The sequence below is a fragment of the Enterobacter hormaechei ATCC 49162 genome (genome assembly GCF_001875655.1).
In the GTDB taxonomy this organism is placed as follows: Bacteria; Pseudomonadota; Gammaproteobacteria; order Enterobacterales; family Enterobacteriaceae; genus Enterobacter; species Enterobacter hormaechei.
The window spans coordinates 513,499-532,812 of sequence record NZ_MKEQ01000002.1; the positions used below are offsets into that span (position 1 = coordinate 513,499).

Consider the following 19,314-nt stretch of genomic DNA (forward strand, 5'->3'; position numbering starts at 1 on the left):
TACTTAATGAAAACCCGAGTCGGCTTTAATACTTTAATTAACACCAGAATTAATGAATTAACCCAAACTGAAATACGAATTTATCAGTTTATTAAAAACAATCGTATGCGATTCATTGATATGAGCATTGCAAAGCTGGCTGATGCAATGAATGTTGGTGAGGCATCTATTATCCGGTTTTGTAAGAAACTGGGATATAAAGGGCTTTCGGAATTAAAGACGACTCTTCGCCTGGAAACAGATACAGACGATACATTGTTATCTAAAGTAACTTCTCTTGATGAGCAGACGAACTCCATGACAGGGATTGCACAGCAGCTGGCTAATAACAATTACTTTGCCATCAATGAAACGCTTGCTCTGCAAGATGAGCAGGCCCTGGTTCGTGCGGCTGATTATCTGAGCAATGCGGGGCAGGTGTATTTCTACGGAATTGGTATGTCGGCCATATCTGTTCTGTATGCCAAATATAGATTCATGAGAATTATGGCAAACGTCGATGCTCTGATCGATAACCACACAATGACCTTAAATTCCAATAACGTTGGGAAAAAGGATGTTGTGGTTGCCATCTCACACTCTGGTGAAACACGTGATGTTGTCGATGCGCTAAGAAGAGTGAAAGAGAAGGGGGCGGTGACTATTGTTATCAGTAAACTACAGCATTCCTCCTTAAGCCAGTATGCTGATGTTGTATTACTGACTGGAGGGACATCCAATCCCTATCAGTCAGATTCATCAACAATTACCGCTGCACAAAGTTTTATGGTTGATGTGTTATTCAATGCGTTATTGTTTATCAATCGGGGCGGTAATGTGGAGAAAATTATATCCTCACTGGATATTATCAATAAAACCAAATAATTTCATTTTCAATCCTTATTCTTTTCAGGTATGAAAATTACTGGGGGCAACTTATGAATAAAACAAGTAAAACCATTTTAATTTCTTTGCTTACGGCAGTGCCGACAATAGCAAATGCAATGTTGGTAGGAGGGCCAAAAGATTTTAATCTGGAAATCTACGGTAAACTCGCCATGTCCGTTTTTGCAACTCAGGCTAATGAGCGGAACTATGACTACACTCTTGATAATGAATCATACATTGGCTTTCGCGGCAATAAAGAAATAACCGAGGGAATAAATGTTATCTTTCAGATAGAAAGTGGCTATGTCGGTTATGAGGCCGAAGACTCTGGCCTGGGGAAGTTTGATACCTTCGTAGGATTCGAGGGTAAGTATGGCAAACTTCGCTTTGGTCGAATGAAGAGTGCGCTGTATGAAATCATTGACTGGCCTTATACCAACCCCGGCCTCGGTCGCGTTTTTGACTGGGGAGGGGACGTCAGATGGCATCAGAGTAATCGTATGTCGAATATGATGCGTTATGATGGCAGTCTGGTTACGGATGATTATGGAGCGTTTGATGTGGTGCTCAGCGTTAACCGGGACGACGCTACGATTTCGGGTTCAACAACCTACAGCTCGCGGATAACCTGGACGCCGTATTCGACGATAAAAGTCCATGCAGCATACGAGGAAACCCGCAACAAGTCCGATCAGCCAACTGATGATACGCTTAATAACAATCTGGAGGATGCCTCTGGCTATGTGCTGGGTCTCGAAGTACCCATTCCCGATCTTGGTCTACGGTTTTACGCAGGCTATAAAAATGGTCAAACGACCGATCTTAAAACCCATGTTAAAAGTACTCAGGATGCATATAGTTTAATTGGCGAATACTGGCACGGCATCTATGGAGCTAAGCTGGGATATGCCAAAAATAACGATTATAAAATTGATAATGTCGTACAGAAAGACACCGCCGATAAAGTCATATCGTTACAGCTAATGCTGAATATGGAAAACGGATTTCTGCCTTATATCCGTGTCGGTCGAACCGATGCCTATAACTCAACGAGCAACGACAACTTTTATCGCGCCGGTCTTGAATTCTGGTTTTAAATTTATTCAGTGAGTTTAATTTACTGTTCTGTTAAATAAGCTCGTTGTGGATTTTTAATTTATTTTTAATAGAAAATACATTCAGCGCATAACGATCTGAATCTTTTTTGTTTGACTAAAAAGACAGGATAGCTGCGTTCTGGTATTTAATTTAACGAAACTATAATACTGGACTATATCGGGTTTTATCTGCTTTCCGATACGGGGGCGTCTGCTCACCGTTGTATTGGTGTGAGCTACGCATGACCGGGTTGACCTGTGCAGGATGAGGTAACCGTAAAGCAAAAACCCGCCTCAAGGGCGGGTTTTCTGAATAGTGGTGCCCGGACTCGGAATCGAACCAAGGACACGGGGATTTTCAATCCCCTGCTCTACCGACTGAGCTATCCGGGCAACGGGGCGCATTAAACCCGATCCTCCCTCCGACGTCAACGAAATTTGTGGTTTTCGGTGCAGACTGCACACTCTCTCACCATTTCGCCGCAAACTTAAGCGAAAAAGTGCGTCCAGAGCGCGGAAAGCGGCATCGCGAGCAACAGGGCAGGGAGCATGTTCACCACTGCAAACATCTTGATGCCACAGATGCGCAGCCCTGTCGCCAGCAGCAGCAGGCCGCCGACGGCGGTAAAGTCTGCCATCATTGTTGGCGTTGTCAGTGGCAGGATGAGCGTGGCGCAGGTGGCCAGCGCTAGCTGAATAAGCAGCATTGGCACACATATCGCGGCGACAGCAATGCCGAGGGTGGTGGCAAAAATGGTGGCAGTAAAGAAATCCAGAAACGCTTTCGCAATCAATATGCTCGGATCACCGGTCATCCCTTCCTGCATCGAACCGAATATCCCCGTGCCGCTGGCGCAGAACAGAATAATGATCGCGACGTAATTCTGAATGAACGTTTCATGAGTGCCGTGCTTCGTCTTACCCGGTCGGGCAATCAGGTTTTTGGCTTTACCTACTGCGTTGTTGATGCCTTTTTCCAGGTAGCAGAACTCGCCGATCAGCGCGCCGAGCAGGGTCGCCAGTACCATCACCGGCAGGTTGGCGCATTTCACCACTAACAGGATACCAATCCCTAATGATGCCAGGCCAAAAATAGAGGGCATGGAGACACGAATACGCTCCGGCAAGCGCTGACTTAATACTGCACCAAGTACACCGCCCAGCAGTACGGCTCCCGCATTGATAAAGGGTCCAATCACCACGTTTAACTCCTGTTATTTAAGCACTGGCATTGCATGATTATGGCACGTCCGTCCCTGATTATGCTTAGCTTTGGGAGGCGTAACGCATACTGATTCCTTCTTGCACCTGAAAATAAAAGGTGACATGATTGCGCGAATTTTCTCCTTCCTGTCTCACCGTTCGGTGAGGGTATTTGCGCTTATGAAAACCATGAAAATTGCCGTCAGCCGTGAGCTGGTATCCAAAGTTTCGACGCATCGCGAAAAGGTTATGCTGGATAACACCGATTTCACCGATGTGGCGGCAGTCGTCATTACGGTTGTTGAAAGCTACAGCGGCATTCTCGCGTTGCTGAAGCGTACGGGCTTTCAGTTACCGGTATTTATGTTCTCAACAGAGCCTGGAGAAGTGCCCGAGGGTGTCACGGCGATCATCTCGGGTAAAGCACAGGAGTTCCTGGAACTGGAATCTGCCGCCTGTCGGTATGAAGAAAAGCTGCTGCCGCCCTTTTTTGACACCCTGAGTCAGTATGTTGCGATGGGAAACAGCACCTTTGCCTGTCCGGGACACCAGCACGGCGCCTTTTTCAAAAAACACCCGGCGGGGCGGCAGTTCTACGACTTCTTCGGTGAAAACGTGTTTCGTGCCGATATGTGCAATGCCGACGTGAAGCTCGGGGATTTGCTGATCCACGAAGGTTCTGCCAAGCACGCGCAAAAGTTCGCGGCCAAAGTGTTCAACGCGGACAAAACCTACTTCGTACTGAACGGTACGTCGGCGGCCAATAAGGTAGTGACCAACGCGCTGCTTACGCGCGGCGACCTGGTACTGTTCGACCGCAACAACCATAAGTCCAACCATCACGGGGCGCTGATCCAGGCCGGGGCAACGCCTGTCTATCTTGAGGCAGCGCGTAATCCGTTTGGTTTTATCGGCGGGATTGATGAACACTGCTTTGACGAGGCGTATCTCAGGAACCTGATCCGCGACGTCGCGCCGGATAAAGCCGCCGACGCGCGCCCGTTCCGCCTGGCCGTCATCCAGCTGGGCACCTACGACGGCACGATCTACAACGCCCGTCAGGTGATCGACAAGATCGGTCACCTTTGCGACTACGTCCTGTTTGACTCCGCCTGGGTCGGCTACGAGCAATTTATCCCGATGATGGCGGAAACGTCTCCGCTTTTGCTGGAACTGAACGAGAACGATCCGGGTATTTTCGTCACCCAGTCGGTCCACAAGCAGCAGGCCGGGTTCTCGCAAACGTCGCAGATCCATAAAAAAGATAACCATATTCGCGGTCAGTCGCGTTTCTGTCCCCACAAGCGGCTGAACAATGCGTTCATGCTGCATGCCTCCACCAGCCCGTTTTACCCGCTTTTTGCGGCGCTGGATGTGAACGCCAAGATCCACGAGGGTGAGAGCGGACGCAGGCTGTGGGCGGAGTGTGTCGAGCTGGGCATTGAAGCGCGCAAGGCCATCATCGCCAACTGCACTATGATCAAACCGTTTATCCCACCGGTGGTGGCGGGGCGGCCATGGCAGGATCACCCTACGCAGGCCATCGCCAGCGAGCGTCGCTTCTTTAGTTTTGAACCGGGTGCAAAATGGCACGGTTTTGAAGGCTATGCCCGCGAGCAGTATTTTGTCGATCCGTGCAAGCTGCTGCTGACCACGCCGGGCATTGATGCCGAAACAGGGCACTATACCGATTTCGGCATTCCGGCGACCATTCTCGCGCATTACCTGCGCGAAAACGGCATTGTGCCGGAGAAGTGCGATCTCAACTCCATCCTGTTCCTGCTGACACCTGCCGAAAGCAGCGAGAAGCTGGCGCAGCTGGTGGCAATGCTGGGGCAGTTTGAGCAGCATATTGAAGACGACACGCCGCTCGCGGACGTGCTGCCGACCATCTACCAGAAATACCCGGTGCGTTACCGCGACTACACGATCCGTCAGCTGTGCCAGGAGATGCACGATCTCTACGTCAGTTTTAACGTGAAGGACTTACAGAAGGCGATGTTCCGTCAGGAGAGCCTGCCCGCTGTGGTGATGAACCCGCAGGATGCCAACCAGGAGTACATTCGCGGGAACGTGGAACTGGTGCGAATTCGTGACGCCGAAGGGCGCATTGCCGCCGAAGGCGCGCTGCCATACCCGCCGGGTGTGCTGTGCGTGGTGCCGGGAGAAGTGTGGGGTGGTGCGGTGCAGCGCTACTTCCTGGCACTGGAAGAGGGCATTAATATGCTGCCAGGTTTCTCGCCAGAGTTGCAGGGCGTTTACAGCGAGAAAGATGCGGACGGGATTAAGCGGCTGTATGGATACGTGCTGAAATAACGCTTTTCCCAAACGTATGCCCGGTAAGCTTGCGCCACCGGGCACAACAATCAATGCGCGACTGGCTGCGCACCGTGTGGTTCGCGTACGTGCTTGTACTTGAACAGCGCGATGAACGCGAAGAACAGCACCAGCGAGTACCCGGCGAAGATCAGCCACACTGGCTGCCAGTTGGTAATGCCGTTGGTGGTATACATCTCAACCACTTTACCGCTCACCACGCCGCCCAGAATACAGCCGAAGCCGTTGGTCATCATCAGGAACATGCCCTGTGCGCTGGCGCGGATCTCTGGTTTTACCTCTTTTTCCACAAACACCGAACCGGAGATGTTGAAGAAGTCGAAGGCGCAGCCGTAAACGATCATCGACAGCACCAGCAGCACGGTGCCGAATGCGCTTGGGTCGCCGTAGGCAAACAGGCCGAAGCGCAGCATCCACGCGGCGATACTGATCAGCATGACGTTCTTGATACCGTAGCGGCTCAGGAAGAACGGAATGGTCAGGATGAACAGCGTCTCGGAGATCTGCGAGATGGACATCATCACCGACGCGTGTTCAACGATAAAGCTTCCGGCAAACAGCGGATCGTTATCGAAGCTGTGCAGGAAGGTATTACCGAACATGTTGGTGATTTGCAGTTCCGCGCCCAGCAGCATAGAGAAGATGAAGAAGATCGCCATACGCTTGTTTTTGAACAGCGCGAACGCGTCCAGGCCGAGCATGGTGCTCCAGCTCTGGTTTTTCTGCTGGTTAGACACCGGAATAGTAGGCAGCGTCAGGGTGAACAGCGCCAGCAGCACGGAGAGCGCGGCACCAATATACAGCTGCATGTGGCTCAGCTCGAAGCCCGCGAAACTCACGCCCCACATGGCCATGATAAAGCCGATGGTGCCCCAGATACGGATCGGCGGGAAGTCGGTGACGATATCCAGGCCCGCTGATTTCAGGCGGTAGTAGGAGATGGTGTTGATCAACCCAAGCGTTGGCATGTACGCCAGCGAGTTGAGCAGGATCACCATAAACATCGCCCCTGGCGTGGTCACTTCGGCCGCCATAAACAGCGTCCCCGCACCCACCAGATGGCAAAGCATATACAGCCATTTCGCGCTTAACCATTTATCCGCCACGATACCGAGCAGCGTTGGCATGAAAACAGCCGCAATACCCAGCGAGCTGTAAACGGCACCGATCGACGCACCATCGAACTTGAGCGTCACAAACATATAGGAGCCGAGTGTAGTCAGCCAGCTACCCCACAGGCAGAACTGCAGAAACGACAAGATTTTAAGCTGCAGCTTAAGGTTCATGTTACTTTCCTCACAAGTGAGCGGGAGATATGTTGTTATAGGAACATTCAGGGTTGTTATTTGATGCAATCTTATCAGTTGGCAACGATATGTTTTGTTACCTCCCGCAAAAAAATGCAATCCACATTAATTTGCAGTCTGGATTGTGATGCAAATAGCATTTTCGTATGGGTGGGGTGGGTGCGGTTTATTCCCCTCACCCTGCCCTCTCCCCAAAGGGGAGAGGGTGTTCAAGTTCCCTCTCCCCTTTGGGGAGAGGGTTAGGGTGAGGGGAAGATGTTGGTTTCTAGCGGCGACGATAGTTCTTCTGCGCCGTATTCACCTTATACAGATAGCGGCGGGATTCCGCAGACGGGTGGCGGGTGGTGAGGGTAGCGTACACATCGCCCGGCGCCATGCTGTTGATGATGTTCGCGGCCTGCACCTTATCGTTCGAGAAGACGCGCAGCACGCTGCCCGCCCCGCCGTTATAGGCGGTGATCACCGCATAGCGACGTGAGGTTGGGTTATCAATTCCGCCAAGATAGACATTGTTCAGCATCGCCAGATAGGCCGTGCCGGTATCAATGTTGCTTTGTGGGTCGAACAGGTAGCTACGGCTCGGCGTGCCGGATTTCCCCTGCGCGCGGAACACGTCTTTACCGGCGCTGTGCTGCACAACCTGCATCAGTCCCAGCGCGTCGGAACGGCTTACCGCGTAGGGGTTGAACGAGGATTCGGTCTGCATGATCGCCAGGATCAGCGACTCATCCACGCCATACTTACGCGATGCCTGACGCACCATGCCCAGATACTTATGCGCACGCTTGTCGAGGTGGTTCGGTACCAGGTTGATCGTGACGCTGTAGATCACCTTCAGGCCATTGGTGCGGCTTTTCAGGCGCGTTTGCAGCAGATAGTCGGCAAATTTCGTGGCGCGGCCTTCCCAGCGGATCGGCTGACCGGTCTGGTCTACGACCTGCCCATACAGGAATGGCTCTTTGGAGATGGTGATGTCATCGGCATCAGAGTAGAGGTCAATAGACCCTGGATCGTCGCCCATCAGCAGGGTTTTGATGATGGCCTGACGTAAATGCGCCGCAGGTTCAGTCCCCGCGATGGTTTCAACCGTAATCGTACCGTCATCGAAGTTGATGTGGCTACGGGTCTGATAGGCGTCGGTGTACTTAACGTAGTCCTTCGGTCCGGCAATCAGGACTTCGTTAAATCCCCATATATTCTCGATGTTGTGGGCAAACTGCCCCATCAAAATGTCAAAACCGTTGGTGTCCTTAACCCAGGCTTCGTTGTATTCATCGCCTTTTTTGGAAGAACAAGACACAAGCAACGGCGCAACAAGGGCTAGCGCTAAAAGTTTTTTCATCATTCCGGGAGTGCGTGTTGTGTTTGCTTTGGGGGTGCTGTTGCCCGGCGGCGCTGCGCTTGCACGGGCCTACGGTTTTGTAGGCCGGGTAAGCGCAGCGCCACCCGGCACCAGCAGCGCGATATTATTTTTCCGGTGGCGTATAGCCTTCGATGTGGACGTCTTTACCTTCGAACAGGAAGTTCACCATCTCCTGCTCCAGCAGTTTGCGGTGTTCCGGGTTCATCATGCTGAGCTTTTTCTCGTTGATCAGCATGGTCTGTTTTTTCTGCCACTGTCCCCAGGCGTCTTTGGAGATCTCGTTGTAAATGCGCTTACCCAGGTCGCCCGGGTAGAGCTGGAAATCCTGGCCTTCAGCGTCGCGCTGTAGGAAAGTACAAAAAATGGTTCTGGCCATACTCATTCCTCTTTGTCTTGCCGATGCTAAACCATTGCACCGACACGTAATTGCTGTAACAGGCGCTCCACGGGAGCCGCCAGCCCGACTGATGGCGGTTGCGCTAAGTTATACCAGAGAGCGGTGCCTTCATCCATGCACGACGTGAATGAGGACACGGGAAGCCACATCGGCACAATATCCAGATGGAAATGGCTGAAGGTATGACGGAACGCGTTGAGTTGCGTCAGGGTATCGGCCGCAATGCCGCGCTGTTCAAGCCATGCCCGAAGCGAGGCTTCATCCTCAAACTGTGGGAAGCAGTATAGACCACCCCACAGGCCACTCGGTGGTCGCTGGGCAAGAAACACCTCGTCACCATGCTGCATCAGGAGCATGTACCCGGTGCGTTCAGGCAGCGTCTGCTTCGGTTTTTTCCCCGGATACTGCGCCCAGGTGTGGTTCGCATAGGCCACGCAAAGGTTGTTTACCGGGCAGAGTTCGCACTTCGGTTTTGAACGGGTGCAGACCATCGCGCCCAGATCCATCATCGCCTGATTAAAACGCTCGACGCCTTTCGCCGGAGTGACCGCCTCACTGATCTCCCACAGGCGTTTCTCAACCTCTTTCTTGCCCGGCCAGCCCTCTACCGCGTAGCAGCGTGCGAGCACGCGTTTGACGTTGCCGTCGAGAATAGGGAAATGTTTGCCTAAGGACAGGGAGAGGATGGCGCCTGCGGTTGAACGCCCGACGCCGGGCAAATCCGCCACCTCGTCAAAGGTTTCCGGGAATTTACCGTTGTGGCGGGTGGCGACCTGCTGTGCGGCTTTGTGCAGGTTGCGCGCACGGGCGTAGTAGCCAAGCCCAGTCCACAGGTGCAGCACCTCGTCCAGCGGCGCGTTTGCCAGATCGGTGATTGTCGGGAAGCGCGCCATAAAACGCTCGAAGTAAGGAATGACCGTCGCGACCTGCGTTTGTTGCAACATCACCTCGGAGAGCCATACTTTGTAAGGCGTTTTTTCAATTTGCCAGGGCAGGGTTTTACGCCCGTATTTGTCGTACCAGTCCAGCACCTGGGCTGAAAATTGAGAGGCTTGCATGGTCATCGATTCGCTTAATCAGGGACGCAGATTGCAGCACAGCGTCAATCTGCTGTAAACCGGATCTTTCCCATGCTTGCATAGAAGCCTTAACTTTGGATAATGCCCGTTTCCCGAACACTCTCACAAGCAGACAACTCTTTTATGAAAAACGACGTCATTTCACCGGAATTTGATGAAAACGGTCGCCCGCTGCGCCGTATTCGCAGCTTTGTCCGCCGTCAGGGCCGCCTGACAAAAGGGCAGCAACACGCGCTGGACAACTACTGGCCGGTGATGGGCGTTGAGTTCAGCGAGCAGCCGCTCGACTTTACCGACCTGTTCGGTCGCGACGCGCCAGTGAAGCTGGAGATCGGTTTTGGTATGGGTACCTCGCTGGTGACCATGGCGAAAGCGTGCCCGGAGCAGAATTTCCTTGGCATTGAAGTGCATTCGCCGGGCGTCGGTGCCTGTCTCGCAACCGCTCATGAAGAGGGCGTTGAGAACCTGCGCGTGATGTGTCACGACGCGGTGGAAGTGCTGCACAAAATGATTCCTGACAATTCTTTGAACATGGTTCAGCTCTTTTTCCCTGACCCGTGGCACAAAGCACGTCATAATAAACGCCGTATCGTTCAGGCGCCGTTTGCCGAACTGGTGAAAAGCAAGCTGAAGCTGGGCGGCGTCTTCCACATGGCGACCGACTGGGAACCTTATGCGGAACATATGCTGGAAGTGATGTCGTCTCTGGACGGGTATAAAAACCAGTCTGAAAGCAACGACTACGTACCGCGTCCGGATTCACGTCCGGTGACAAAATTTGAACAGCGTGGCCATCGTCTTGGTCACGGCGTATGGGACTTAATGTTCGAGAGGGTGAAATAATGGCAAAGAATCGTAGCCGTCGTCTGCGTAAAAAGATGCACATCGAAGAATTCCAGGAAGTGGGTTTCTCCGTTGCCTGGCGTTTCCCGGAAGGCACCAGCGTTGAGCAGATCGATCAGGACGTTGATGCGTTCATCAACGAGGTGATCGAGCCAAACAAGCTGGCCTTCGACGGTAGCGGCTATCTGGCGTGGGAAGGTCTGATTTGCACCCAGGAAGTGGGTAAATGCACCGAAGAACATCAGGCGCTGGTACGCAAATGGCTTGAAGACCACAAACTGGAAGATGTCCGCGTCAGCGAACTTTTCGACGTTTGGTGGGACTAATAAAGCAAGAACGGGGCCAGCATTAGCTGGCCCATTTTGTCTGAGGGAGTGTTAACGATGCGCAAAACGTTGCTGGCTGTTGCTTTACTGGCAATCGGATCCACCGCTCATGCGGAGTATAAATGTAGCGTCACCCCGCGTGATGACGTGGTGCTGAGTCCGCAAACCGTGCAGGTTAAGGGCGAGAATGGCAATCTGGTGATTACGCCGGATGGCAACGTCACCTTTAACGGCAAACCACAAAACCTGACGGCCGCCCAGCGCGAGCAGGCGATGGACTACCAGGCCGAGTTGCGTACTGCACTGCCGTGGATCAACGACGGCGCGCTGACCCGCGTAGAGAAGGGACGTGTGGCGCTGGATAAAATCATCACCAAAGAGGTGGGTGAGAGCAGCAATATGCGCACCCGCCTGACGAAGCTGGATAAACAGCTGAAAGAGCAGATGAACCGTATTATCGAGACGCGCTCTGATGGCCTGACGTTCCACTATAAGGCTATCGATCAGGTGCGTGCCGACGGTCAACAGCTGGTGAACCAGGCGATGGGCGGCATTCTCCAGGACAGCATTAATGAGATGGGTGCTAAAGCCGTGCTGAAAGGCGGCGGTAATCCGTTGCAGGGCGTACTGGGTAGCCTGGGCGGACTGCAAACCTCGATTCAGAACGAGTGGAAGAATCAGGAAGCCGATTTCCAGCAGTTCGGCAAAGACGTGTGTAAACGCGTGGTGTCGCTGGAAGATAGCCGGAAGGCGCTGGTGGGGACGCTGAAGTAATTTACTTCGCCCCTCACCCTAACCCTCTCCCCAAAGGGGAGAGGGAATAGTTTGCGCCCTGTTCCCAAATGGGGGGAAGTATTGGTTTGCGCCCTGTTCCCAAATGGGGGGAAGTATTGGTTTGCTCCCTGTTCCCAAATGGGGGGGAAGTATTGGTTTGCTCCCTCTCCCTTTCAGGGAGAGGGCCGGGGTGAGGGTTGCAGCATTTGCAGCGTCTCAAGGATCCTCTCTAACACCGCCTCTTCATTATCCCAGAGTTCGTTGTTCCAGAAACGAATGACGTACCAGCCCTTTCGATTTAGCCAGAGCGTCCTTTGGCGATCGTACTCCTGATTCTCATCATGCTGTCCGCCATCCAGTTCAACGGCCAGACGAACCGCGCAGCAGGCGAAATCCAGAATGTAATTACCTAACGGATGCTGTCGACGAAATTTATAATTTTCGAAACGGCGGCTACGTAGTAAATACCAAAGCCGCCTTTCTTCTTTTGTCAGCTCGCGTCTGAGCTGTTTTGCGTAAGAACGAATAATTTCCATCCCCGTACTCTGCCAGCCTTTCCCTCAGTCGGCAGAACGGGATGCAAATTCCTGAATCAGCCTTCAGGATCTTCAGCGAGGAACAGCTCAAGAAGGGAGTTTAAGAACAGCTTGCCGTGCTCGGTGATCTGCCAGGACTCATCACTCTCGGTCAGATACCCCTGCGCCAGCGCTTCGTCAATCTGCGGACGAATCACCGACTCCGACAACCCGGTGTAAAGCGCAAACTCCGCGCGCGGCGCGGCTTCCAGCAGACGGAAGCGGTTCATAAAGAACTCAAACGGCTTATCCGCCGCCTCGACGTCGTGCTGACGCTCCAGGTAGCGGCCTTCCATATACCCACGCGGATGGCGGGTTTTGGCGGTACGCAGAATGCGCCCATCCGGGAAGGTCACTTTACCGTGCGCGCCGCAGCCAATGCCCAGATAATCACCAAAACGCCAGTAGTTCAGATTGTGCTGACACTGATAGCCCGGCTTCGCGTACGCCGAGGTTTCGTATTGCTTATACCCCGCAGCGGTCAAAAGCTGATGGCCCTGCTCGAAGATATCCCACAGCGCGTCATCGTCCGGCAGCACCGGAGGGCGTGATCCGAACAGGGTGTTCGGCTCAATGGTCAGCTGATACCACGACAGATGCGGCGGGTTCAGTTCAATCGCCTGACGCAAATCGTCCAGCGCTTCTTCGAGCGACTGATCCGGCAGGCCGTGCATTAAATCAAGGTTAAAGCTGCGTAGCCCAAGCCCCGTTGCCAGGTTCGCCGCGCGCTTTGCCTCTTCCGGGCCGTGGATGCGCCCCAGACGCTTCAGTTTTGGCTCGCTAAAGCTCTGCACGCCGATGGAGATACGGTTCACGCCCGCGCGCTGATACTCGACAAAACGGTCGGCCTCAACGGTGCCGGGGTTGGCTTCCATCGTAATTTCCGCATCTGCTGCCAGGTTCAGGCGTGCGCGCACGCCGTCCAGCAGGGTCTGCATCGCCGGGCCTGAAAGCAGGCTCGGCGTACCGCCACCAATAAAAATGGTCTTCACTTCACGTCCCTGTGCGTACGGGACATCGGCATCCAGATCGGCCAGCAGATGCGCGACGTAATCATCGTGCGGCACTTCGCCCTTCAGCGCGTGCGAGTTGAAATCGCAGTACGGGCATTTCTGCACACACCATGGGATATGAATATAAAGACTCAGAGGCGGCAAATTAGCCATTACGCAGTGCTTCCAGTAACAGTTTCAGGGCGCGTCCACGGTGGGAAATCGCGCTTTTCTCTTCGCGGGTCAGTTCCGCGGCGGTTTTGCCCTCGGTCGGGACAAAGAAAATCGGATCGTAGCCAAAGCCGCCGTTGCCCGCCGCTTCACGGGTGATCACGCCCGGCCAGCTGCCGTGACAAACAATCGGCGTGGGATCTTCCGCGTGACGCATGTAGACCAGCACGCAGTGGAACTGCGCGGTACGCTGATCGTCCGGTACGTCTTTCAGAGCAACAAGCAGCTTTTCCAGATTCTGCTGGTCGGTGGCGTCAACGCCGGAATAGCGGGCGGAGTAAATCCCCGGCGCACCGCCGAGAAAATCCACGGCCAGACCGGAGTCATCGGCAATCGCGGGCAGCCCGGTTACCTGCGCCGCATGGCGCGCTTTCAGAATGGCGTTTTCGATAAACGTCAGCCCCGTCTCTTCGGCGGACTCCACACCAAGGTCGGTCTGGGCCACTACATCCAGCCCAAAATCATTTAATAGCGAGGCCAGCTCGCGCACTTTTCCGGCGTTACCGGTGGCGAGAACAACTTTCTGCATGGTTTAGTCCTGTTCTGTCAGAGCCGCGACTTCCGTCGGGATAGATTGCGGATTGAGGATTTTTACCTGTTTATGCCGCCCAAGTTCACCTTTTTCTATGATGACCTGGCTTTTAGCGACGCGAAACTGTTTTGCCAGATATTTGGTCAGATGCGCGTTCGCCTGACCATCAACCGGCGGGGCGGTGATGGCGACTTTTAACTCGTCGCCATGCAGCCCAACAATGCTGTCGCGGCTGGCTTTCGGCTGAATATACAGCCGTAAAACCAGCCCGTCGGCGCAGGGGCTTACTGCACTCATAGCGCCATCCACAGCCCCGGCAGCAGCATATTACCCGTCGCCTGTAACAGCTCCGCGATACCCATGTTAAGCACGTACAGCAGCAGAACGAGGAGCATCGGGGAGAAGTCGATTCCGCCCATTGCCGGGAGCAGGCTGCGAATCGGACGCAGCAGCGGTTCCGTCAGCTGAATCAACGCGTATTCCACCGGGCTACGGCCCCGGCTTACCCAGCTCATGATTGCCATCACCAGCAGGACCCAGAAGATCAGCGAACCGACGGTTTTCACAAGGATCAGTACGGCGGCAATCCAGATAATCGGCTGGAAAGTGATGACCATAAACAGCACGATCGCTTTGATAACGCTAAGAATAAACGCCATCAGCAGAGATGAACTGTCAATCGGCCCCATTGCCGGAATAACGCGGCGAAGCGGCCCCACAACAGGCTGCGTGATTTTCACGATGAATTGTGAGAATGGGTTGTAAAAATCACAACGGGCCCACTGCATCCAGACGCGCAACAGCAGCGCCATCGTATACAGTTCAATGACCGTTGAAAGCAGGAAAGTCAACGTCTTCATGGCGTTCCTCAGGTTTCCTTATTATTGGGTGTAATCGCGCGCACCGAAAATTGCCGTGCCGATGCGCACCATGGTACTGCCTGCCGCGATGGCGGCTTCCATATCGTCCGACATGCCCAGAGAAAGCGTGTCTACCGTGTCATAGCGCGCTTTAAGCGCCTCAAATGCTACAGCCATTTGCTGTGCCACGGCAAACTGCCTTTCATAACTTGACTCTGGTGCCGGAATGGCCATCAGCCCGCGCAGGGTTAAGCGCGGCAGCGCCGCCACGTCAGCCGCCAGCTGATCCAGTTCGCTCAGCCTAATGCCGGACTTGCTGTTTTCATCACTGATGTTGATTTGAATCAGCACGTTAAGCGCTGGCATCTCCATAGGACGCTGGTCGCTCAGACGGGTAGCAATGCGCAGACGATCGAGGGTGTGACACCAGTCGAAGTGCTCTGCGACCAGTCGGCTTTTGTTCGACTGTAGCGGACCGATAAAGTGCCATTGCAGATCTGTATTTCCCCGCTCCCGGAAAGCACGGATCTTATCCACGCCTTCCTGCACATAGTTTTCACCAAAGGCGCGATGACCGGCGACTATCGCTTCTGCGATGGCGCTCGCAGGCTTGGTTTTGCTGACTGCAAGCAACGTAACTTCTTCTGAAGCACGGCCGCAACGCGTTGCTGCGGCTGAGATTTTGTCCCGGACCTGTGCCAGGTTATGCGCAATGTCGTTCATTTTCCGAGGAGTAGTCTATGGATGTGGAAGAAATTGTGGCCCTTAGTGTAAAGCATAACGTCTCCGATCTACACCTGTGCAGTGATTCGCCGCCGCGCTGGCGCAGGTCAGGCCGTCTTGAACCAGCGCCGTTTCCGCCCCCGGATGTGGAGGCGTTATTAAAAGCGTGGCTCAACGACGAACAGCAGGGCGCATGGTGGGCAAACGGGCAGGTGGATTTTGCCGTTACCCTCGCAGGCCGTCAGCGGCTGCGCGGCAGTGCGTTTAAGCATATGCACGGCGTTTCGATCGCGCTGCGGCTGTTGCCGCTGACGTGCCCGCAGCTCTCTGCGTTAGGTGTGCCGCGAGCGATCCCGGAACTGCTGTCCAATGACAATGGCCTGATTCTGGTCACCGGCGCCACCGGCAGCGGGAAATCGACCACTCTGGCCGCGATGGTGGATTTCCTCAATCACCACACGGACGGGCATATTCTGACCCTGGAAGATCCGGTGGAGTTTATGTACCAGAGCGAACGGTGTCTGATCCAGCAGCGGGAAATTGGCCAGCACAGCCCCTCCTTTGCCGAGGCCCTGCGCAGCGCGCTGCGTGAAGATCCGGATGTGATTCTGCTGGGTGAGTTGCGCGACAGCGAAACAATACGCCTGGCACTGACGGCGGCGGAAACCGGCCATCTGGTGTTAGCCACGCTGCACACGCGCGGTGCAGCGCAGGCGATTGAGCGCCTGGTCGATACCTTCCCGGCGCAGGAGAAAGATCCGGTGCGCAATCAGCTGGCGGGAAGCCTACGTGCGGTACTGGCGCAAAAACTGCGTCAGGATGTCCAGGGCGGGCGCGTGGCGCTGTATGAGCTACTGGTGAATACGTCGGCGGCGGCAAACCTGATCCGCGAAGGCAAAACCTGGCAACTACCGGGCATTGTTCAAACGGGGCAGCAGGCGGGGATGCAGAACTTTGAGCAGAGTCTGGCGGAGCGACGGGCGCAGGGGCGGCTGTAGGCCCCGGCGCTCAGTAACCCTGTTCGAAATAGCTTTCGAGGATAATAACGGCTGACGCTGAATCCACGCTGCCTTTGTTCAGCGCCCGGAAGCCACCGTGCTCGAACAGGCCAGCGCGCGCTTCAACGGTGCTCAGACGTTCATCGTGCAGCTTAACGGAGACGCCAAAGCGGCCATGGATTTTGTTCGCGAACTTGCGCGCGCGGGCGGTAAGCGGCTGCTCGGTGCCGTCCATGTTCAGCGGCAGGCCGACAATCACGTCGTCCGGCTGCCACTCTTTGAGCAAGCGCTCAATAAGGTTCCAGTCTGGCGTGCCGTCATTGGCTTTCAGCGCCGTGAGTGGGCGAGCGGTGCCGGTGATCCGTTGACCTACGGCGACGCCGATGCTTTTGGTGCCGAAGTCGAAGGCGAGAAGGGTGCCGCTCATTACGCGTGCCCCGCCACGCCAGGCATGGTCAGGATATCAATGCCAATCAGTTTTGCCGCGTCACGCCAGCGATCGGCGATAGGGGTTTTAAAGAGGATATTCATATCCGCAGGGGCTGTCAGCCAGGCGTTGTCCAGAATTTCTTGTTCCAGCTGCCCTTTTTCCCAGGAGGCGTAGCCGAGCGCAACCAGCACTTCAGAAGGCTGACTGGCAGTGCCCAGCGTTTCAAGCACGTCGCGAGAGGTGGTGACAACGGTGTTATCGGAGATTCGAATGCTGGACGAGAAAACCGGTGGGGTATGCAGGATAAAGCCACGATCTTCTGCAAGCGGGCCGCCGAGCATCACCGGTTTATCGAGGCGGATTTCCGGCAGTCGCGCTTCCGCAGGGATTTTCAGCTTGTCCAGAATCCCTTCCACCTGGAGGTTTTCCAGCGGTTTATTGATGATAATCCCCATCGCGCCGTCTTCGTTGTACTCGCAAATATAGACCACGGAGCGGCGGAAAATCGGATCCTGGAGAGCAGGCATGGCAATAAGAAAGTGATGCTGTAAATTCATTGTCAGAGGTACTGTTTCCTGGTTTAAAAAGCGACAGCGCCCAGTATGGGGATAAACACAGGCGCTGTCACAGGTTATTTCTGTAAACGTTTTTCGATAGCGTCCATCAGCATTCCGGTGATCGAGATCGGGAATTCCGCTTCGATTTCACGAATGCAGGTCGGGCTGGTGACGTTCACTTCGGTCAGACGATCGCCGATGATATCGAGGCCAACAAAGATCAGGCCTTTGGCTTTCAGCGTAGGGCCGACGCGGCGGGCAATTTCCCAGTCGCTTTCGCTTAACGGACGCGGCTCGCCACGGCCACCGGCGGCCAGGTTACCACGGGTTTCACCCCCCTGTGGGATACGCGCCAGGCAGTAAGGCACCGGCTCGCCGTCTACGACCAGCACACGCTTGTCACCGTCTTTAATGGCTGGCAGATAGTTCTGCGCCATGCAGTAGCGGGTTCCCAGTTCGGTCAGCGTTTCGGCAATTACGCCAATGTTCGGGTCGCCCTCTTTCACGCGGAAGATCGACGCGCCACCCATGCCGTCCAGCGGCTTCATGATGATGTCGCCGTGCTTCTGCCAGAACGCTTTCAGCTGCGTTTTGCTGCGGGTGACCAGCGTTTCTGGCGTCAGGTCAGAGAACCATGCGGTGTAGAGCTTCTCGTTACAGTCGCGCAGGCTCTGCGGTTTATTGACGATCAGCGTCCCTTTCTCTTCGGCACGCTCAAGGATATAGGTGGAGTAAATGTATTCGGTATCGAACGGCGGATCTTTACGCATCAGGATCACGTTGAGGTCGGCCAGGGCAATGTCCTGTTCGGTGCCGAATTCGTACCATTTTTCGTAGTTCTGCTCGACGTTAACGATGCGGGTGCGTGCGCGGGCTTCACCGTTGATCAGGTAAAGATCGTTCATCTCCATATAGTGGAGTTCATAGCCGCGACGCTGCGCTTCCAGCAGCATAGCGAAGCTGGAGTCTTTCTTGATGTTAATGTTTGCGATGGGGTCCATCACGATGCCGAGCTTAATCATCTTCTTCTCCGGTTATGGGTCAGGCTTTGCTTCAACCCAGATCGCCAAATCGCACCTGTAGCGCGGTAATGGCGGTGAGTGCCGTTGTCTCAGTGCGCAGAACGCGAGGTCCCAACAGAATATCAGTAAACTGGTAACGCGCCGTCATGGCAATTTCGTCAGCCGACAGACCGCCTTCCGGGCCAATCAGCAGGCGTACACGCTCAACGGGCAGCGGCAGCGTATTGATGCTGGCGCTGGCGCGCGGATGAAGATTGAGCTTAAGTCCGCTTTCTTCTTCTGCACACCAGTCCTCCAGATCCATCGCCGGGCGGATCTCCGGGATACGGTTGCGGCCACTCTGTTCGCAGGCCGCAATGGCAATTTTTTGCCACTGCTGGATCTTTTTGTTCAGACGTTCCGCATCCAGTTTAACGCCGCAGCGCTCAGAAAAAAGTGGCGTAATGAGGCTTACACCCAGTTCAATGGATTTCTGAATGGTGAACTCCATCTTTTCCCCACGCGACATCACCTGGCCCAGGTGAATGTGCAGCGGGGATTCCCGGTCATCCACGTCGCCACGCAGCACCTTCACGTGCACGCTTTTTTTGTCGGCGCGCGTAATTTCAGCGTCGAAAACCTGATTAGAACCGTCAAAGAGTTGAATCGCCTGGCCTGCGCCCATGCGCAGCACGCGGCCTACGTGGTTTGCAGCATCATCAGACAGGGCGATTTCGCCGCCTGGGGTAATCAGTTCAGGGTGATAGATGCGAGGGATGCGCATAGTCAGAAATTCCATGTGTCATGCGATATAAGCGAATT

The 19,314-nt window shown here is 54.4% G+C and carries 22 protein-coding genes and 1 tRNA gene; 7 read left to right on the forward strand and 16 right to left on the reverse strand.

Features of this window, described 5'->3' with window-relative positions; translation table 11 throughout:
- The first annotated feature begins 6 nt into the window (after positions 1–6).
- The gene (locus BH712_RS21530) at positions 7–864 is read left to right on the forward strand and encodes a MurR/RpiR family transcriptional regulator (protein ID WP_006811940.1); all 858 of its coding nucleotides are present in this window, start codon (positions 7–9) and stop codon (positions 862–864) included.
- Between the two features lie 53 nt (positions 865–917).
- A complete protein-coding gene (locus BH712_RS21535) occupies positions 918–1,964 on the forward strand; it encodes a porin (protein WP_006811939.1) in 1,047 nt (348 codons plus the stop codon).
- A gap of 317 nt (positions 1,965–2,281) precedes the next feature.
- Here BH712_RS21535 and BH712_RS21540 read toward each other — a convergent pair.
- A tRNA-Phe gene (locus BH712_RS21540) sits at positions 2,282–2,357 on the reverse strand.
- 95 nt (positions 2,358–2,452) lie between these two features.
- Positions 2,453–3,166 carry a DUF554 domain-containing protein gene (locus BH712_RS21545; RefSeq protein ID WP_006811938.1) on the reverse strand — a complete coding sequence of 238 codons (714 nt, stop codon included), beginning with the start codon at positions 3,164–3,166 and terminating at the stop codon, positions 2,453–2,455.
- A 181-nt stretch (positions 3,167–3,347) separates the two neighbouring features.
- Here BH712_RS21545 and BH712_RS21550 point away from each other — a divergent pair, with 181 nt between their 5' ends.
- Positions 3,348–5,483 carry an ornithine decarboxylase gene (locus BH712_RS21550; protein ID WP_001303432.1) on the forward strand — a complete coding sequence of 712 codons (2,136 nt, stop codon included), beginning with the start codon at positions 3,348–3,350 and terminating at the stop codon, positions 5,481–5,483.
- A gap of 50 nt (positions 5,484–5,533) precedes the next feature.
- Here BH712_RS21550 and BH712_RS21555 read toward each other — a convergent pair whose 3' ends face one another.
- The 4 genes from BH712_RS21555 to mutY form a co-directional block, all read right to left on the reverse strand.
- Positions 5,534–6,790 carry a nucleoside permease gene (locus BH712_RS21555; protein ID WP_006811937.1) on the reverse strand — a complete coding sequence of 419 codons (1,257 nt, stop codon included), beginning with the start codon at positions 6,788–6,790 and terminating at the stop codon, positions 5,534–5,536.
- Positions 6,791–7,076: 286 nt separating this feature from the next.
- Positions 7,077–8,153 (reverse strand): membrane-bound lytic murein transglycosylase MltC, encoded by a 1,077-nt coding sequence (mltC, locus tag BH712_RS21560; protein WP_003862427.1) that lies wholly within the window; start codon positions 8,151–8,153, stop codon positions 7,077–7,079.
- A gap of 124 nt (positions 8,154–8,277) precedes the next feature.
- Entirely contained in the window at positions 8,278–8,550 is a 273-nt protein-coding gene (locus BH712_RS21565) for an oxidative damage protection protein (RefSeq protein WP_032674044.1), read from the reverse strand.
- Positions 8,551–8,576: 26 nt separating this feature from the next.
- Positions 8,577–9,629 (reverse strand): A/G-specific adenine glycosylase, encoded by a 1,053-nt coding sequence (mutY, locus tag BH712_RS21570; protein WP_169313206.1) that lies wholly within the window; start codon positions 9,627–9,629, stop codon positions 8,577–8,579.
- A gap of 144 nt (positions 9,630–9,773) precedes the next feature.
- Here mutY and trmB point away from each other — a divergent pair, with 144 nt between their 5' ends.
- The 3 genes from trmB to BH712_RS21585 are packed head-to-tail and all read left to right on the forward strand — an operon-like array spanning position 9,774 to position 11,593.
- On the forward strand, positions 9,774–10,493 hold the full coding sequence (trmB, locus tag BH712_RS21575; RefSeq protein WP_006811933.1) for a tRNA (guanosine(46)-N7)-methyltransferase TrmB: 720 nt from the start codon (positions 9,774–9,776) through the stop codon (positions 10,491–10,493).
- On the forward strand, positions 10,493–10,819 hold the full coding sequence (locus BH712_RS21580) for a YggL family protein (RefSeq protein WP_003862421.1): 327 nt from the start codon (positions 10,493–10,495) through the stop codon (positions 10,817–10,819). The genes trmB and BH712_RS21580 overlap by 1 nt, the downstream gene beginning before the upstream one ends.
- A 57-nt stretch (positions 10,820–10,876) precedes the next feature.
- A complete protein-coding gene (locus BH712_RS21585) occupies positions 10,877–11,593 on the forward strand; it encodes a YggN family protein (protein ID WP_006811932.1) in 717 nt (238 codons plus the stop codon).
- Positions 11,594–11,766: 173 nt separating this feature from the next.
- Here the strand turns inward: BH712_RS21585 and BH712_RS21590 are convergent, their stop codons facing one another.
- From BH712_RS21590 to BH712_RS21615, 6 genes are read right to left on the reverse strand one after another with little or no spacing between them, the layout of a single operon-like run.
- Positions 11,767–12,129 carry an endonuclease domain-containing protein gene (locus BH712_RS21590; protein WP_006811931.1) on the reverse strand — a complete coding sequence of 121 codons (363 nt, stop codon included), beginning with the start codon at positions 12,127–12,129 and terminating at the stop codon, positions 11,767–11,769.
- 56 nt (positions 12,130–12,185) lie between these two features.
- On the reverse strand, positions 12,186–13,334 hold the full coding sequence (hemW, locus tag BH712_RS21595; RefSeq protein WP_006811930.1) for a radical SAM family heme chaperone HemW: 1,149 nt from the start codon (positions 13,332–13,334) through the stop codon (positions 12,186–12,188).
- Complete coding sequence (locus tag BH712_RS21600; protein WP_006811929.1) at positions 13,327–13,920, reverse strand: XTP/dITP diphosphatase; 594 nt, start codon at positions 13,918–13,920, stop codon at positions 13,327–13,329. The genes hemW and BH712_RS21600 overlap by 8 nt, the downstream gene beginning before the upstream one ends.
- Before the next feature lie 3 nt (positions 13,921–13,923).
- Positions 13,924–14,220, reverse strand: coding sequence for a DUF167 family protein YggU (yggU, locus tag BH712_RS21605; protein WP_003860023.1), 297 nt, complete (start codon positions 14,218–14,220; stop codon positions 13,924–13,926).
- Complete coding sequence (locus BH712_RS21610; protein WP_006811928.1) at positions 14,217–14,783, reverse strand: YggT family protein; 567 nt, start codon at positions 14,781–14,783, stop codon at positions 14,217–14,219. Before BH712_RS21610 ends, yggU begins: the two co-directional genes overlap by 4 nt.
- Positions 14,784–14,804: 21 nt before the next feature.
- Positions 14,805–15,506, reverse strand: coding sequence for a YggS family pyridoxal phosphate-dependent enzyme (locus BH712_RS21615; protein ID WP_006811927.1), 702 nt, complete (start codon positions 15,504–15,506; stop codon positions 14,805–14,807).
- 17 nt (positions 15,507–15,523) lie between these two features.
- Here BH712_RS21615 and BH712_RS21620 point away from each other — a divergent pair, with 17 nt between their 5' ends.
- Positions 15,524–16,504 (forward strand): type IV pilus twitching motility protein PilT, encoded by a 981-nt coding sequence (locus BH712_RS21620; RefSeq protein WP_006811926.1) that lies wholly within the window; start codon positions 15,524–15,526, stop codon positions 16,502–16,504.
- Between the two features lie 10 nt (positions 16,505–16,514).
- Here BH712_RS21620 and ruvX read toward each other — a convergent pair whose 3' ends face one another.
- The 4 genes from ruvX to rsmE all read right to left on the reverse strand — a co-directional run bounded on the left by ruvX (position 16,515) and on the right by rsmE (position 19,276).
- Entirely contained in the window at positions 16,515–16,931 is a 417-nt protein-coding gene (gene ruvX / locus BH712_RS21625) for a Holliday junction resolvase RuvX (RefSeq protein WP_006811925.1), read from the reverse strand.
- The gene (locus BH712_RS21630; RefSeq protein WP_006811924.1) at positions 16,931–17,491 is read right to left on the reverse strand and encodes a YqgE/AlgH family protein; all 561 of its coding nucleotides are present in this window, start codon (positions 17,489–17,491) and stop codon (positions 16,931–16,933) included. Before BH712_RS21630 ends, ruvX begins: the two co-directional genes overlap by 1 nt.
- A 74-nt stretch (positions 17,492–17,565) precedes the next feature.
- Positions 17,566–18,513 (reverse strand): glutathione synthase, encoded by a 948-nt coding sequence (gene gshB / locus BH712_RS21635; RefSeq protein WP_006811923.1) that lies wholly within the window; start codon positions 18,511–18,513, stop codon positions 17,566–17,568.
- 31 nt (positions 18,514–18,544) lie between these two features.
- Complete coding sequence (gene rsmE / locus BH712_RS21640) at positions 18,545–19,276, reverse strand: 16S rRNA (uracil(1498)-N(3))-methyltransferase (RefSeq protein WP_017382923.1); 732 nt, start codon at positions 19,274–19,276, stop codon at positions 18,545–18,547.
- Positions 19,277–19,314 lie beyond the last annotated feature (38 nt).

Excerpts from the sequence above, each read along its gene's own strand:
- BH712_RS21530 (WP_006811940.1), top strand. The coding sequence starts at position 7 with ATGAAAACCCGAGTCGGCTTTAATACTTTAATTAACACCAGAATTAAT.
- BH712_RS21535 (WP_006811939.1), top strand. The coding sequence starts at position 918 with ATGAATAAAACAAGTAAAACCATTTTAATTTCTTTGCTTACGGCAGTG.
- BH712_RS21550 (WP_001303432.1), top strand. The coding sequence starts at position 3,348 with ATGAAAACCATGAAAATTGCCGTCAGCCGTGAGCTGGTATCCAAAGTT.
- BH712_RS21555 (WP_006811937.1), bottom strand. The coding sequence starts at position 6,790 with ATGAACCTTAAGCTGCAGCTTAAAATCTTGTCGTTTCTGCAGTTCTGC.
- mltC (WP_003862427.1), bottom strand. The coding sequence starts at position 8,153 with ATGAAAAAACTTTTAGCGCTAGCCCTTGTTGCGCCGTTGCTTGTGTCT.
- BH712_RS21565 (WP_032674044.1), bottom strand. The coding sequence starts at position 8,550 with ATGGCCAGAACCATTTTTTGTACTTTCCTACAGCGCGACGCTGAAGGC.
- mutY (WP_169313206.1), bottom strand. The coding sequence starts at position 9,629 with ATGCAAGCCTCTCAATTTTCAGCCCAGGTGCTGGACTGGTACGACAAA.
- trmB (WP_006811933.1), top strand. The coding sequence starts at position 9,774 with ATGAAAAACGACGTCATTTCACCGGAATTTGATGAAAACGGTCGCCCG.
- BH712_RS21580 (WP_003862421.1), top strand. The coding sequence starts at position 10,493 with ATGGCAAAGAATCGTAGCCGTCGTCTGCGTAAAAAGATGCACATCGAA.
- BH712_RS21585 (WP_006811932.1), top strand. The coding sequence starts at position 10,877 with ATGCGCAAAACGTTGCTGGCTGTTGCTTTACTGGCAATCGGATCCACC.
- BH712_RS21590 (WP_006811931.1), bottom strand. The coding sequence starts at position 12,129 with ATGGAAATTATTCGTTCTTACGCAAAACAGCTCAGACGCGAGCTGACA.
- hemW (WP_006811930.1), bottom strand. The coding sequence starts at position 13,334 with ATGGCTAATTTGCCGCCTCTGAGTCTTTATATTCATATCCCATGGTGT.
- BH712_RS21600 (WP_006811929.1), bottom strand. The coding sequence starts at position 13,920 with ATGCAGAAAGTTGTTCTCGCCACCGGTAACGCCGGAAAAGTGCGCGAG.
- yggU (WP_003860023.1), bottom strand. The coding sequence starts at position 14,220 with ATGAGTGCAGTAAGCCCCTGCGCCGACGGGCTGGTTTTACGGCTGTAT.
- BH712_RS21610 (WP_006811928.1), bottom strand. The coding sequence starts at position 14,783 with ATGAAGACGTTGACTTTCCTGCTTTCAACGGTCATTGAACTGTATACG.
- BH712_RS21615 (WP_006811927.1), bottom strand. The coding sequence starts at position 15,506 with ATGAACGACATTGCGCATAACCTGGCACAGGTCCGGGACAAAATCTCA.
- BH712_RS21620 (WP_006811926.1), top strand. The coding sequence starts at position 15,524 with ATGGATGTGGAAGAAATTGTGGCCCTTAGTGTAAAGCATAACGTCTCC.
- ruvX (WP_006811925.1), bottom strand. The coding sequence starts at position 16,931 with ATGAGCGGCACCCTTCTCGCCTTCGACTTCGGCACCAAAAGCATCGGC.
- BH712_RS21630 (WP_006811924.1), bottom strand. The coding sequence starts at position 17,491 with ATGAATTTACAGCATCACTTTCTTATTGCCATGCCTGCTCTCCAGGAT.
- gshB (WP_006811923.1), bottom strand. The coding sequence starts at position 18,513 with ATGATTAAGCTCGGCATCGTGATGGACCCCATCGCAAACATTAACATC.
- rsmE (WP_017382923.1), bottom strand. The coding sequence starts at position 19,276 with ATGCGCATCCCTCGCATCTATCACCCTGAACTGATTACCCCAGGCGGC.